The following is a 15562-nucleotide window of genomic DNA, read 5'->3' as shown; positions in this document are numbered from 1 at the left end:
GTTAATGTCTTTTTATTTTTATTTATACTGCTTTTTTATAATTCTAATATTTAATAAAATCCCATTTTTATGATTTTTATTTCCTTATATTTTTTATATCCTTGTCACACTTTCCGTAGCTGACTTAACTAAGGTACAAAAAAAGCAGGTTTCACTATAGGTGAAACCTGCAATAAAATGTGATGATATGTGATTAGTGTAAACTCTTAGTAAGTTTTACCCAATTTCAGTTATGGCTACTACCGCTTATTTAAGCATTAACGCTACAACTGGATAAGCTTTTTGGGCTGTAAGCGCCCGTTTAGGCTTACCGCTCCTAAACCTATAAACTGCCCTTGCTCATCTATAAGACGAATATCTACGGGCATTTCATGAGGTAATAAGGTTTCACTATCTTCTTTGTCACCGTCATTTTCATAATGCTGTTGTTCGATAGCCGTTGTAATATAGCTTCGTATATCGTCCGTCAGCTGCTCGGTGACATTTAGGCGCTGTCCCATATGAACACGGGCGCACTGCTCTGTGGTTAAGGTAAGCTCAGTATCAAGGGTGATACAAGCATCAACGGGTAATAGGTGGGTTAGGCGACTCTCAAGCGACAACGCTTCTAGATTGGCCAAACCAATCGCATTATCAATCTTAAAACTACCAACCTTTAGGCGCCGTAAAGCGGTGAGATGCCCTAGCGTGCCAAGGGTTTTAGCGATATCTTCTGCCAATACTCGTACGTATGTACCTTTCGAGCAAGTCACTGTCAACTGAATTTGTTGCGCATCGATTGCGGTTAAATCAATGGCTTTAATGACAATATCTCTTGCGGGCCGCTCAATCTCAATACCTGCTCGCGCATATTCATACAATTTTTTGCCATCTTTTTTTAGCGCCGAATACATCGGAGGAATTTGCTGCTGTGGCCCTAAAAATTGCTGAGCAATGTTTTCTAATATGGCATGATCAAACTGTGGAATAAGTGCTTCAGCAACAATCTGCCCGTCGGCATCACCCGTATCGGTTTGACTACCCAAAAGAATGGTTGCTTGATAAGTTTTATCGGCATCGAGTTGATAGTGACTAAACTTAGTGGCCTCACCTAAGCAAATGGGCAATAAACCCGTTGCCATCGGATCGAGTGTGCCTGTATGACCAGCTTTTTTACTGTCATGGTTGGGTGATTTAAACAGGTATTTCACCTTTGACACTACTTGTTGCGAGGTCATACCTTGCGGCTTATCCACTAATATTACGCCCGAGACTTTGATTTTCTCAGGCGTTTTAAGCGTTTTTGCAGCGGCTAGCGTAGAGGTGTTAGTAGAGGCGGTCGACATAATAGCTATTACTCGTTAATTTCTTGCTCATCAGACTCGTTTTGCTCAGTTTTGGTCACAGCCTTATTGATAAGATCCATCATATAGTTGCCACGCGCCGTCACTTCATCATAATGAAAGCGTAAACGCGGTGTGGTACGCGTTTTTAGACTGTGGCTTAATTCGGTACGCAAAAAACCCGCCGCTTTATTGAGGACCTTGATGCTGTCTTCATGGCTAGATTTGGTCATCGCATCGTTAAGCTCAGGCTCCATGATGGTGACGTAAATATCTGCGTAACCCAAGTCTGGGCTGACTTTAACGCTAGAGATAGTGACAAAGCCCGTCAAACGCGGGTCATTGACTTCATCACGGATAAGGACCGCAAGCTCACGCTGAATCTGATCAGCCAAGCGTTGTAAACGTTGATTCATGTTATTACCTTACTTTAATGTAGCTTATTTTTTATTGATGAGTAGGTTTGCTTAGTAACAAATTTTAGGACTAGCATTTGCTAAAAAAGGCCTAGCAGGGTGTACCTGTTAGGCCTAAGTACAGCTGAATATTAAGAATTGTCAAACGACTGCTTTAGATAGTACGAGCGAATTCTTGGATTTCAAAGACTTCGATTTTATCGCCCGCTTCGACGTCGTAACCACGAACCGCTAGACCACACTCCATACCGGTACGTACTTCATTAACGTCTTCTTTATAACGACGTAATGATTGCAATTGACCCGTAAAGATAACTTGGTCATCACGCAAGACGCGGATAGGTTTGTTGCGATAAATCGTTCCTTCAACCACCATACAACCGGCAGCAGCACCAAACTTACTAGAACGGAATACTTCGCGAACCTCAGCAACACCCAAGATTTTCTCACGATGTTCTGGCGCTAGCATACCACTCATTGCCGCTTTGACATCATCAATCAAGCCATAGATAACGCTGTAATAGCGGATATCCATTTTAGCAGCGTCCGCTTTACGGCGTGCGGTTGCGTCTGCACGGACGTTAAAGCCTAATAATACCGCTTCGCTCGATTCAGCCAATGTCACATCAGATTCAGAAATTGGACCAACGCCTGAGCTAATCACTCGAACTTTAACTTCATCCGTCGATAACTCATTTAAAGCCGCAAGTAACGCTTCAAGCGAACCACGCACGTCAGTTTTTAAGACGATATTTAAGAATGACACATCGCCTTGTTCCATCTGATCAAACATGCTCTCTAGACGCATGGCGTTCTGACGTTCAAGCTGGCGCTCGCGCTCACGGTTGGTTCTAAAATCTGCCACTTCACGGGCTTTTTTCTCGTCGGTTAAGACTAAGAACTCGCTACCAGCAGCGGGTGTTTCAGGTAAACCTAATATCTCTACAGGGATAGACGGACCAGCAGATTTGATTCGTTGACCATTTTCATCGGTCATGGCACGAACCTTACCGTAATGCTCACCTGCTAGTACTAAGTCGCCCTGTTTTAAGGTACCTTTTTTAACTAGGACACTGACAACTGGCCCGCGACCTTTTTCAAGTCGTGATTCAATAACAACGCCTTGGGCAGCACCATCTAGCGGTGCTTCTAGCTCCATTAGCTCAGCTTGTAGACTGATAAGCTCTAGTAGCTCATCAATACCGTCACCCGTTTTGGCTGAGATACGCGCCATTGGGGTATCACCGCCCCATTCTTCTGAAACCACTTCTTTAGCAGTGAGTTCATTAAGTACGCGATCAGGATCGGCGCTTGGCTTATCCATTTTGTTGATAGCAACGATGATAGGCGTACCAGCAGCGCGCGCATGATCAATCGCTTCTTCGGTTTGTGGCATCATACCATCATCGGCAGCGACAACGATGACAACGATATCCGTCGCCTGTGCACCGCGCGAACGCATCGCACTAAAGGCGGCGTGACCTGGGGTATCAAGGAAAGTGATAACACCGCGATCGGTCTTCACATGGTAAGCACCGATATGCTGAGTAATACCGCCAGCTTCACCGGTAGCAACTTTCGTTGTGCGGATTTTATCAAGTAATGAGGTTTTACCGTGGTCAACGTGACCCATGATAGTCACAACTGGTGGACGCGTTTGCACGTTACTGCTACGCTCATCTACCGCATCTTGTAGATCGTCTTCAACTTTGGTATCACTAACCGGTACTGGGTTGTGACCCATTTCTTCAACAATCAGACTAGCTGTTGCTTGATCAATAGTGTCGGACTCGCGTGCGATTTCACCCATTTTCATGAGCAATTTGGTCACTTCGCGAGCTTTAACCGCCATACGCTGTGCTAAATCAGAAACCGTAATGTGTTCACTGATTTCAACATCGTAAACGATTTTATCGACTGGTTTTTCAAACTTATGCTGTGAGGCTTGCGTTGAGCGTAAACCGTTTTTACGGTTTTTGATTTCACGCTCGTCTTGATTCTTACGGCGACCACGACCGCGAGCACTGGTGCTACTGGTACCGCGTTTGATTTCGCGACGTTCTTTTTCAAACGATTCTTCTAAAGCATCGCCGACCAAACCTTCGGCTAACGGCTCATCTTTACGCACTTCAGTAGCCGGCTGATCGGTATATTTACCGGCCATTTTACGCATTTGCTCAAGGGTACGCTTTTGCGCTTCTTCGGCTTGCGCACGGCGGGTCTCTGCTTCGATTTCACGCAGACGCGCTTCCTCGACTTCACGAGCTTCGCGAGCTTTACGCTCTGCTGCCGTTTCAACTTTTGGTTTCGTCGCGGCAACTTTTTTCTTCGGCTGCTCTTTCGGTTTAACTTCTACCGCCGCTTTACCGCCTTTTTTCACCACTACTGAGGTTGAGATATCGTCATTCTTATCGTCTGACTTTTTGCTCGAACCTAAGCTTGCACGCATCGCTGCCAACGTAGCCGCTTGACGTTCTTCCGCTTTTTTCTTAGTAGCGGCACGCTCTTCTGCTTCTTTAGTTGCACGCTCTTGTGCTTCAATCATGGCTTGTTCGCGCGCTGCCAATTCTTCCGCCATCTTTTCTGGATCAGGCTTCTCGAATACTTTCTTTTTGCGCACTTCTACATTAACGCTCTTAGATTTACCTGAAGAGCCGGTCACGCGTGCGGTGCTGGTCGTCTTAGATTTCAGGCTAATACGTCGCTTTTCTTGCTGGCCATGACTTTGCTTTAAATACGTCACCAACTTCTCTTGCTCAAGCTCGGTGACTAGGTCATCCTCTGCGCGAGCAGGCAGTCCAGCATCTACCAGTTGCTGTTGTACAGCACTTGCGGTTTTGCCTACCATATCTGCCAGTTCTTTGACGGTCTTATCTGCCATTTATTATCACCTACTGTCTATTATTTGCTATATGTTCAATTCAGTTGTTGGCTACAAATGATTGGGTTAAGGCTAGTATTTGTAACGCATTTGATTGGGTTACGTCATACCAGCCCTTATTATCGATAGCATATCACTAAAAGACAGCGATATGCAGTTACCGCTTATTCATTGAACCAAGATTCCCGAGCTTTCATGATGAGTTTTCCTGCGGTTTCACTATCTAAACCTTCGATATCTTCTAGATCGAAGACGGCTTGTTCTGCCAAGTCATCGACAGTAATGATGTCTTTTTGTGCCATTTTATAAGCCCAACTGACTGTCATTCCTTCAAGATCTTGTAGTTCTTGACTTGGCTCTTTCATGTTCTGTTGTTTGACCAATTCATCGGCAATGACCACTTCTTTGGCACGCTCTTGAATCATGTCAATCGCTTCGTCGTCTAGGCCTTCGATATCATAAAAGGTTTCGACTGGTACATAAGCGACTTCTTCAATACTGGTAAAACCAATATCAACCAGCGCTTGGGCAAGATCTTTATCGACCTCTAAGCGCTCATAAAATAACTCAATAAAGGCCTTGCTTTCGTTTTCTTGACGTTGCTGATATTCTTCCTCTAACATCATATTGAGCTTATAGCCGGTTAACTCAGAGGCTAAACGTACGTTTTGACCTTGTGAGCCAATCGCCCGCGCCAATTGATCATTGGTGCTAAAGATAATATCCGCCGTTTGCGTGTCTTCATCGAGAATAATACTGCTGACGTCCGCTGGCTCTAGCGCACTGATGATAAATTGGGCTGGGTCATCTGACCACACCACCACATCAATACGTTCGCCATCAAGCTCTTGTTGTACCGCTTGGATACGCGTACCACGCATACCAATACAAGCGCCAACGGGATCAATACGATGATCGTTGGTTTTAACCGCTATTTTAGCACGCGTACCCGGCAAACGCGCGACATTGCGAATTTCAATAATTTGTTCGGCAATTTCAGGCACTTCTTTTTGCATCAATGCTGAGAGCATTTCAGGGTGCGTGCGTGATAACAATAACTGGGCGCCGCGGTTTTCGCGGTTAACATGGTACAAAATGGCATTGATACGAGATTTTGGGCGCAATTGTTCACGAGGTAGCATCTGATCACGTGACAAATAGCCTTCAGCGTTGTCACCTAAATCAATGATATAACCATCGCGCGTTTGTTTTTTAACTTCGCCATACATCATCTCGCCAATACGTGGCTCAAAAGCGTCGGCTACTAAATTGCGCTCTGCTTCACGGATTTTTTGAATGATAACTTGCTTGGCTTGCGTAGCTGCAATACGACCAAATTCAATCGATTCAATCTGCTCTTCTTTAATATCACCAATTGACCATTCGTCTTGGTCAAGATCGGTAATCGCCAGCTGACACGCAGGCATCTCATGGTCTTCATCTGCAACCACTGTCCAATAACGATAAGTATCATAATCGCCCGTCGCACGGTCAATAGCAACCCGTACCGCTACTTCTGGCTGATCGGTATAGACTTTTTTCTTCGTGGATACCACCAAAGCATCTTCGATTGCTTCAAAGATGTCTTCAGGATTTAAGCCCTTTTCATTACTGACAGTTTCTACTACCGTTAAGATTTCACGACTCATGCTATACCTGTCCTATCGTTTTATAATTGACTTAAACTTTATCGTTAATGTGTTGACGTTATATTTTCACCATAAGCCAAAGGCTGTTTGGAGAGTAAAATATTCATTTATCAAGCTACTGTTTTTAAACTAAGCATCTTCATAAATCAAGTTGGCTTTGTCAATATTGCTTAATGCAATCTCAAACTGCTCACCATCAGTGGCGGTCAGTTTTAAAGAAGTGTCATCAATACTGTCTAAAGTACCAGTTGCTTTGCGGCGTTTTTTATCGCCTTCACCAATCGCTTGGATCAAACGCAAGCTAACGGTTTGACCGACATAATCATGCATTTGCTCATCTGAGAAAAAGGCACGATCAAAACCTGGCGACGATACTTCTAAAATATACTCACCAGCAATCGGGTCATGAACTTCAAGAATACCGCTCACTTGATGATTTACCGCGGCGCAGTCCTCGATGGTCACTTGCTTATCTTGGGCTTGGTCTTCTGGCAACGCCTCAATATAAATGCGTAACAACGAGCGACGACCTTGTGGCGCAAATTCAATACCCCATAGCGCCACATCACAAGCAGCAACTGCAGGAGCAATAATATTGGTCAGTTCTGTAACTTTTGTCGAAAGCTTCATAATCTATTTATCTTTTCCTATTCACTTCTCGAACATAGCGAGTTAAGTGTTTTTAATTTTATGCATCGAACTTTTATAAGTTCAAAATTTATTAAAAGCGCTTTATTAATCAAAATCTTATGAATCAGAGTCTTATCAATCAAAGCTTTGTTAAGCATTGTCTTATATAGACAAGAATATTACTTCAGCAATAATTATCATTCTATTCTTAAAACGTAACTATTATGCCTGGCCTTATATACTAGGCGTTTTATGACTCGTGCTTTTATATAGGGATGAGCATAAAAAACATCAAGCTCAACCAGACAATGCCTTTATTATTTATAAAGCAGAACTATCGATAAAAGCGTGAGGAGTAAAGGATAGTATGCTTACCAAGCATCGCGCCGGTCGCGGCAGATGATGGTTAGTAACGAATAGCATCGCACTCTATAGAGATAGAGCTTAGCATAAGTAGGATAGATATCGCGATAACACCGACCATCAGATACAAAAAAACCCACAAACATAATGGTGGGCTAATCGTTACTGACAAATTTAGTGTACAAAACATCAGTATAAAAAGTGGTAGCGGGGGCTGGATTTGAACCAACGACCTTCGGGTTATGAGCCCGACGAGCTACCAGACTGCTCCACCCCGCATCAATCTAGAACGCATATTATAGAGAGGTTTTAGAGGGCTGTCAATACTTATTTTAGATAATAATCAAATTAAGCATTAATGACGATGAACCCTGCTTTCTATAATGTTTGAGTACAACAACGTTCAAGTAAAACATCATACAAATAAAGCTTGGTGCGATTGGGGGGACTTGAACCCCCACAGCTTGCGCCACCACCCCCTCAAGATGGCGTGTCTACCAATTCCACCACAATCGCATTTTTCTTACTACTCTGTTTTTGAGCTTTAACCTTTTATAACCGATGCATAAGGAAAGCAACGAAAGTTAAAGACCACTAAAAACAGAGAAGCATTGTAAATCTAACATCTTAAAATAGCAAGTACTGCCTGAATTAAAAGATAACTGCTAAAAATATCTGTCAAAACAATTAAACAGATACTAACGCCAATATAACTACTGAGGATTTTGTGTCAGCGGGCGTGGCGTTTGCGGCGCTGATACTGGCGCATCTAAACGAAACTGGTCTTCTGCTTGTTTACGTGCATGTACGGCAAGCGTCATACTGGTGATAAAAAATATCACCGTTAATACTGCAGTGGCACGCGTCAAAAAGTTTGCAGTGCCGGCGGCGCCAAATACGGTACCTGATGAGCCCGCACCAAAAGAAGCTCCGGCGTCTGCCCCTTTACCATGCTGTATCAAAATCAAGCCAATCATGGCAATCGCCACGATAATGTGCAGGGCTAATATAAACGTAAACATGGTGGCCTCTTTTGCCGCGTAATGACGACTGATAACGTAAAATAAATCGTAGGATTAAATAATGTAAATAACTGGCGTTTAACGATTGACCTCTAATATGGCCAATAACGCCAAACCAGTTGTGTAAATAAAGCAATCATCTAAATAAGGCGCATTGTACACGATTGCAAGGTCACTGTTAAAGCCACTTTTGCCAACTGCGAAAGACATTTTTTGAGCAAAGTTATTGTTCAATATGGATTAAATTGTAATTTTACTGAATACGACTACGCTTTATTGCCGCCAAAAGCCTTAGCAATCGCTAAAAAACTTTCTGCTTTTAGCGATGCGCCGCCAACCAATGCCCCATCAATCATGCTATCAGCAGCAAAACTGTCGGCATTGTCAGCATTGACGCTACCACCGTATAAAACCGTTATGTTGTCTAATTCGCCATTGAAGCTCGCAAGGGTTTGCTTAATATGTTGATGTGTCGCACTTACTTCAGCGACGGTTGGTACTTTGCCCGTACCAATTGCCCAAACTGGCTCATAAGCGATGATTAAACGCTCTGACAAGTTTGTAGCAAGTTCAGGATTTTGTGCAAGTAAATCTTTAATCACCGCTAATTGCGCATCAATGACTGCCAGCGTTTCTTTGGCATCATACTGCGCTTGGGTTTCGCCAATGCAAAATATCACGCCTAAGTTTTGTGTGAGGGCGTGAGCCATTTTTTGCAATAAGCAATCATGAGATTCTTGATGGTATTGACGGCGCTCAGAGTGTCCCAGTATCGTCCATGTTGCGCCAGTATCAGCAATTTGCTGCGCTGAACAATCACCGGTATAAGCGCCGGTACTGGCACTATAGGCGCTTATATCTTGAGCGGCGCTCAGTATTGAACTACCTTTTAGCCGCTCACTGACAGCCGTCAAATGAATCAGGCTCGGGGCGATCATCAATTGACAATCAGCGTTATCAGGCTGCTCTTTTGTGCTAACAGCCATTAATAAGTCATCTAGTAGCGCCTTGACGTCATGGCTCGTCGCTGGATTCTGCTTCCAATTTCCAATTACCCAAGCTTGCATACCTATATACCTTATCTTATCTATTGCTGCCAATATGGCTTATATGCGCGCAAGTATAACAAATATTTCCTAAGTGCTATAGTTATAGTATGAGGCGCTCAAAGTTGGAACTGATTTTGCATAAAATTATTTTAAATAAGTATTTGGCACATTGACGTTTTTAGCAGATTAGTCATCTTATACGCTATATAAAGTCTTTTAACTCTAAAAAATTCCTATATCATTCTATTTATAGAAAATAAAACCAAGGCAATCAATCATTTGTTTTTAGAATAAATGTTACTAATCAATGTAGCGATTATAAATAAGCTACTGGTGTTATATATAGTAGATGCTTTGGTTTCGGTAAAAAATACAGCCCATTTGGTATCACGCATAGAGAGGTCTTAATGTCTATCACAGCCAGTAAATATGGTGGTTTAGCGTAGCAGTTAATTAGCGAAGGCATCGTCAGCGAAGCGCATATGAAAACCGCGCAAACAGAATCACAACAGCAGAAAATGGGCTTGGTTCCCTATTTGGTTGACAATAAGCTGGCCAATGCTTATCAAGTAGCGCAGATGCTATCGCAAGCGTTTGGTGATCCTTTGTTTGATCTTGATGCCTTAAGCTCAGATGTCATTCCAAAAAACTTGGTCGATGAAAAAATCGTACGTAAGTTCAACGCCCTACCACTGTTTAAACGCGGGCAACGCTTATTTGTGGCATTGAGTGACCCGACCCGTATCGATGCCATCGACGCTATTGCCTTTAACTCGCGCCTGTCTATCGAGACTGTCGTCGTTGAAGAAGATAAGCTCAAAAAGCGTATTGAGAATCTGTACGCTGATACCATGCAAAGTTTTGATAGCTTTTCTGACAGCGATTTAAATATTGGCTTTAATGAAAGCGAAGAAGACGAAGGCGAAACCAAACTTAGCGACGGCGTCGATGAAGCGCCCGTGGTGAAGTTTGTTAATAAAATGTTGGTTGATGCCATTCGTATGGGCGCCTCGGACCTACATTTTGAACCTTATGAAAAAACCTATCGCGTGCGCTTTCGTGTCGATGGCGTCATGCAAAAAATGGCCAGTCCGCCGGTACAACTTGCGGGTAAAATTGCCGCGCGTCTAAAAGTCATGTCGCAAATGGACATCTCTGAGCGCCGTGTACCGCAAGATGGTCGTATTAAGCTTAAAATCTCTAAAGACAAAGCCATCGATTTCCGCGTAAACTCCCTACCTACCTTATTTGGCGAAAAGCTGGTTTTACGTATTTTGGATCCATCATCTGCCATGCTTGGTATTGAAGCATTAGGTTATGAGCCCGACCAAAAAGAGATGTTTTTAGAAGCCTTACATAAGCCTCAAGGTATGCTGCTGATTACTGGTCCTACTGGTTCAGGTAAAACCGTCTCCCTTTATACCGGTATTAATATTTTAAATACTGGCGAGACCAATATCTCAACCGCCGAAGACCCCGTTGAGATTAATCTTGAAGGTATCAATCAGGTCAACGTTAACCCGAAAGTCGGTTTAACCTTTGCCAATGCGCTCAAATCATTCTTACGTCAAGATCCTGATATCGTCATGGTCGGTGAGATTCGTGACCTTGAAACGGCTGAGATTGCGATTAAAGCAGCACAAACTGGACATATGGTGCTGTCTACCCTGCATACCAATTCTGCCCCTGAAACCTTGACGCGTTTGCGCAATATGGGAGTTGCCTCATTTAACATTGCAACGTCAGTGAACTTGGTTATTGCCCAGCGATTGGCAAGACGTTTATGCAAAAATTGCAAAAAACCCATCAATATACCGCGCCAAAGCTTGCTTGAGCTTGGTTTTACCGATGCTGATTTAGACAACCCAGACAATGTCATTTATGAACCTATTGGCTGTAATGAATGCCGTGAAGGCTACAAAGGCCGTGTCGGTATTTATGAAGTGATGAAAGTCAGCCCCGATATTTCGCGCATTATTATGGAAGATGGTAACGCCATAGATATCAAAGACGCTGCCCTTAAAAACGGCTTTAGAGATTTACGCCGCTCGGGTATTTTAAAGGTGCTGCAAGGGGTAACCAGTATTCAAGAAATGATGCGCGTGACTTCTGAATAACGACCGTCGAAAAACAAAAAGTTCCAACTCGTGATTTTGAGCCTTTATGTTTATGAATTAGTAATATTGTTTAACAGATATACTTAGATATAAAACAGATATATACTGGCTTTTTTCGCTAGAATAAAGTAAGCCAAAGGGAAAGTTGCTGAAATTATCCTGCTTTTATAGGTTTGCAACTTCTTGTTGATTCTTTCCATGACAAATTACAAGGGTAGTAACATGGCCAAAGCTAAAACCGACATGCTATTAGACTTTGTCTATGATGGAGTCAATCGGCGTGGGCAAAAAGTAAAAGGCGAAACCACCAGTCGTAGCTTGGAGTTGGCAAAAGCAACCTAGCGCAAACAAGGTATCACCGTTAAAGCCATCAAGAAAAAACCCAAGCCTTTATACACCTTTAAAAAGTCTATTAAACCGATTGATATTGCTATTTTTGCGCGGCAGTTGGCAACTATGATGAAAGCTGGCATGCCATTAACCCAGTCTTTTGAGATTGTTGCTGATTCTCTTGATAACCCGAGCATGAAAGATTTGGTCTTACAAATAAAAGCCGATATTGAAGCTGGTGGTACCTTTGCTTCAGCACTGCGTAAACATCCACGCTATTTTGATGACCTTTTTTGCTCGCTTGTTGATTCTGGCGAGCAGTCCGGTTCGTTAGAGACCATGCTAGAGCGGGTTGCAACCTATAAAGAAAAAAGTGAGCTGTTAAAAGCCAAAATTAAAAAAGCGATGAAATATCCTATCGCCGTTATTGTCGTTGCCATTATCGTCACTATTATTCTACTGGTTAAAGTTGTTCCTGTATTTGCCGATTTATTTGGTTCATTTGGTGCCGAACTACCTGCGTTTACTCAGATGGTAGTAGGGATGTCAGAATGGATGCAATCTTGGTGGTTTATTTTAATCGTACTGATTGGTGGCGCCGTCATTGGCTTTTCAGAAGCTAAAAAACGCTCTAAGAAGTTCCGTGATTTCTTAGACCGTGCGGTATTAAAAGCACCCATATTTGGCAATATTGCTTATCAAGCGGTTATCGCTCGCTTTGCGCGTACATTATCGACCACTTTTGCTGCTGGTGTACCCCTGATTGATGCTTTATATTCTACCGCTGGCGCTGCAAATAACGTAGTCTTTTATAACGCCATTCAGCAAATAAAAAACGATGTTTCAACCGGTCAGCAATTGCAATTTTCGATACGCTCAACCAACTTATTCCCAAGTATGGCGATTCAAATGGTTGGTATTGGTGAAGAATCAGGTAGCTTAGAAGAGATGCTCGATAAAGTTGCGGTCTATTACGAAAACGAAGTCGATAACGCTGTTGATGGTTTGACCAGCTTAATGGAGCCGTTAATTATGGCGGTGCTCGGTGTATTGGTTGGCGGCTTAGTGATTGCCATGTATTTACCAATCTTCCAAATGGGCTCAGTGGTAGGCTAACAGCCACTGCAAGGAAAACGATTTCATGCAATTTCTTCAGTTATTACAAGAAAATATGACACTCGCTTTAATTATTTTTGGTCTACTTGGCCTCTGTGTCGGCAGCTTTTTAAATGTGGTAATTCATCGGACACCGCTTATGATGTTAACGGCTTGGCGGCAAGAATGTAGCCAGTTTATGGCTGAGCAAGCAGACATGCCACCTGAACATACGCGACCATTATCAGATATCGTCGCTGCTGATACTCCCATCACACTAAGCACACCTGCTTCACGCTGTCCGCACTGCGCCCATAAAATAAAGTGGTATGAAAACATCCCTTTAATAAGCTGGCTTATATTACGCGGGCGCTGCTCAGACTGTAAAGCTGCTATCGGACTGCGTTATCCTATTGTTGAGCTGGTAACTGCTCTGCTATCTATGTTGGTCATTTATCAGTTTGGCGTCAGCGCCGCAGGATTATCAGCATTGATTTTGGTCTGGACGCTGGTTGCTTTAACGGGTATCGATTTTGATACCCAGCTATTGCCTGACCGCCTGACCTTTCCTTTAGCGGGCTTAGGATTGGCGGTAAATTCGCAAGGCTGGTTTGTCTCACCTACGCAGTCAATCTGGGGACTTTTACTTGGCTTTTTATCTTTGTGGGTCGTGGTAAAAATCTTTTATTTCATTACGAAAAAACACGGCATGGGACAAGGCGATTTTAAATTACTAGCCGTCTTGGGTGCTTGGCTTGGGCCTATGATGTTGCCACTCATTATCTTGCTCTCCTCCCTATTAGGTTCTATCGTCGGGATTATTCTGATGAAAAAACAAGGAGAAAGTCGTCCTTTTGCTTTTGGTCCTTATATCGCCATTGCTGGTATCATTGCATTATTATACGGCCCAGATATCGTCAATTGGTATTTAGGAATGTACGCTTAAACCCCTATACTGACGCAAGTAGACGCGCAATTTCTCAAAAATGCGCTTTAACCTGCTAGAATAGGCTATTGGTATATTGTAGCCTCCCTCTTCTATCGGTTAAATAAGTCATTACTATGTCAAATTATGCCTCATCTTCATCTTATTCCTATCAGCCACAGTCGCCCCAATCCAAAAGCAAGACGTTAGTTGTCGGCTTGACCGGCGGTATCGGCAGCGGGAAGTCGGCGGCAAGCGATTGGTTCGCGCAGCAAGGGATTGATATTATTGATGCAGATGTGATTGCTCATCAAGTGGTCGCTAAAGGTAGCGCTACTTTACGTAAAATCAAAAGAAAATTTGGTGATTGGGTATTAAATGATGATGGGGAAATGGATCGCGCCGCCGTGCGCACTCATGTCTTCACCCATCCTGAAGCCTTAATTGAGCTTGAAGCCATCACCCATCCAGCCATACGCGAAGCGGCAAAGCTGCAACTAGCAGCCAGTACGTCGCCATATGTCGTGCTATCAGCGCCACTACTGATTGAGGCAGCAGAAGCGGGCCTTGCCAATTTATGCCAGCGTATATTGGTGATGGATGCCACCGAGGAAACTCAGCTTGCCCGTGCCAGCCAGCGCGATGAGCAAAGCGTGCAAAAGATTAAAGCCATTATGATTAATCAGCTCAGCCGCGAAGAGCGTAATCGTCATGCAGATGATGTGGTGCTTAACGAGAGCGATCTTGCGGCGCTATATTTACAGCTTGAGCCATTACATCAAAACTATCTTACGCTTGCCCAGCAGCTAAAGTTCGCTGCCGATTAATCTCATAGAGCGCCATACCAGTCGCCACACTCACATTTAAGCTTTGCAGGTTACCATGCTCGTTGCCTGACATCGGAATATAAACCAGCTCATCGCAGCTCTCCATCGTCAGGCGACGCATGCCCTCGCCCTCAGAGCCCATAATAATCGCAGTTTTACCCGTCATATCAGCAGCATGTATTGGCTTTGCCTCTGCATTTAATGCGGTGCCAAACACAAAGACGCCAGCATTTTTAATCTTGCTTAACGTACGAGCCAAATTGGTCACACTAACGATAGGCATCATCTCGGCAGCTCCTACCGATACTTTCGCAACCGTTGGCGTCAGGCTTGCCGCATGGTGTTTGGGGCAAATAACGGCATCAACGCCCATGGCCACTGCGGTACGTAAACACGCACCAAAGTTATGCGCGTCGGTAATTTGGTCGAGCACCAATAATAAGCATTGCTCACGCTTAGCAAGGGTATCCAATAAACCTTCGTCAGCGAAACCTAACGGACGCGCATTCAGTACCACGCCTTGATGCTGCGGGCTACCGCATAGCTGAGTAAGCTTATCTTTTTGTGTCGGTTGAATACTAATACCATTATCACGTGCTTGCGCCATAATCGCTTGTACGTGGCTGTCGCTCTCACGTCCTTGTTGGACAAATAAACTGAGTCCATCAAGCGGGCGATATTCGAGTAAGGCTTCAATCGCGTGAATGCCATAAAAATAGCTAGGTTTTGCCATAGTGGGTCTACAATATAAAAGTGGTATCGCGTACGGCGATAAAAAATAGGAAATATAGTCAGTCCTAAATAAAATCAGTACAAGTATGATGACCCGCTACTGGTATTCATTTTGCGCAGCCTCTGTCTGCGTAGGCACAGCAAGCAAGGAAAATGAATACCAGTAGCTCTATGTTCATCTTATAGCGGACTGCCTATATAACG

Annotated in this window: 11 protein-coding genes, 2 tRNA genes and 1 pseudogene; 4 read left to right on the top strand and 10 right to left on the bottom strand. The window is 43.6% G+C overall.

The annotated features are described in order from the left end of the window. Positions 1 to 263 precede the first annotated feature (263 nt). The 9 genes from truB to tpiA all read right to left on the bottom strand — a co-directional run bounded on the left by truB (position 264) and on the right by tpiA (position 9350). The gene (gene truB, locus CXF58_RS04450; protein WP_068407896.1) at positions 264 to 1325 is read right to left on the bottom strand and encodes a tRNA pseudouridine(55) synthase TruB; all 1062 of its coding nucleotides are present in this window, start codon (positions 1323 to 1325) and stop codon (positions 264 to 266) included. 8 nt (positions 1326 to 1333) lie between these two features. After that, positions 1334 to 1738: a ribosome-binding factor A gene (locus CXF58_RS04445; RefSeq protein WP_068407899.1), complete on the bottom strand. Its 405-nt coding sequence runs from the start codon at positions 1736 to 1738 to the stop codon at positions 1334 to 1336. A gap of 154 nt (positions 1739 to 1892) precedes the next feature. Then, complete coding sequence (gene infB / locus CXF58_RS04440; RefSeq protein ID WP_068407901.1) at positions 1893 to 4619, bottom strand: translation initiation factor IF-2; 2727 nt, start codon at positions 4617 to 4619, stop codon at positions 1893 to 1895. Positions 4620 to 4783: 164 nt separating this feature from the next. Continuing rightward, entirely contained in the window at positions 4784 to 6268 is a 1485-nt protein-coding gene (gene nusA / locus CXF58_RS04435) for a transcription termination factor NusA (protein ID WP_068407903.1), read from the bottom strand. Between the two features lie 129 nt (positions 6269 to 6397). Next, complete coding sequence (gene rimP / locus CXF58_RS04430; protein WP_102076718.1) at positions 6398 to 6898, bottom strand: ribosome maturation factor RimP; 501 nt, start codon at positions 6896 to 6898, stop codon at positions 6398 to 6400. 565 nt (positions 6899 to 7463) lie between these two features. Further along, positions 7464 to 7540: transfer RNA gene (locus CXF58_RS04425), tRNA-Met, on the bottom strand. A gap of 152 nt (positions 7541 to 7692) precedes the next feature. Next, positions 7693 to 7777: transfer RNA gene (locus CXF58_RS04420), tRNA-Leu, on the bottom strand. A gap of 197 nt (positions 7778 to 7974) precedes the next feature. Continuing rightward, on the bottom strand, positions 7975 to 8283 hold the full coding sequence (gene secG, locus CXF58_RS04415) for a preprotein translocase subunit SecG (RefSeq protein ID WP_025652589.1): 309 nt from the start codon (positions 8281 to 8283) through the stop codon (positions 7975 to 7977). A gap of 266 nt (positions 8284 to 8549) precedes the next feature. Next, complete coding sequence (gene tpiA, locus CXF58_RS04410; protein ID WP_082894377.1) at positions 8550 to 9350, bottom strand: triose-phosphate isomerase; 801 nt, start codon at positions 9348 to 9350, stop codon at positions 8550 to 8552. Between the two features lie 434 nt (positions 9351 to 9784). Here tpiA and pilB point away from each other — a divergent pair, with 434 nt between their 5' ends. From pilB to coaE, 4 genes and pseudogenes are all read left to right on the top strand, one after another. Further along, complete coding sequence (gene pilB / locus CXF58_RS04405) at positions 9785 to 11449, top strand: type IV-A pilus assembly ATPase PilB (RefSeq protein WP_102076717.1); 1665 nt, start codon at positions 9785 to 9787, stop codon at positions 11447 to 11449. A 222-nt stretch (positions 11450 to 11671) separates the two neighbouring features. Then, positions 11672 to 12895 (top strand): annotated as a pseudogene (locus CXF58_RS04400) (type II secretion system F family protein). A gap of 25 nt (positions 12896 to 12920) precedes the next feature. Next, positions 12921 to 13820, top strand: coding sequence for a prepilin peptidase (locus CXF58_RS04395; RefSeq protein ID WP_068407907.1), 900 nt, complete (start codon positions 12921 to 12923; stop codon positions 13818 to 13820). A 116-nt stretch (positions 13821 to 13936) separates the two neighbouring features. Then, a complete protein-coding gene (gene coaE / locus CXF58_RS04390) occupies positions 13937 to 14626 on the top strand; it encodes a dephospho-CoA kinase (RefSeq protein ID WP_068407908.1) in 690 nt (229 codons plus the stop codon). On the opposite strand, the gene rlmB is transcribed toward coaE, so the two are convergent. Beyond that, positions 14589 to 15359: a 23S rRNA (guanosine(2251)-2'-O)-methyltransferase RlmB gene (gene rlmB, locus CXF58_RS04385; protein WP_068407911.1), complete on the bottom strand. Its 771-nt coding sequence runs from the start codon at positions 15357 to 15359 to the stop codon at positions 14589 to 14591. The two genes, coaE and rlmB, sit on opposite strands and share 38 nt — an antisense overlap. Positions 15360 to 15562 lie beyond the last annotated feature (203 nt).

The sequence above is a fragment of the Psychrobacter sp. Sarcosine-02u-2 genome (assembly GCF_002836335.1).
In the GTDB taxonomy this organism is placed as follows: domain Bacteria; phylum Pseudomonadota; class Gammaproteobacteria; order Pseudomonadales; family Moraxellaceae; genus Psychrobacter; species Psychrobacter faecalis.
This window is presented reverse-complemented; position numbering and strand designations above follow the sequence as displayed.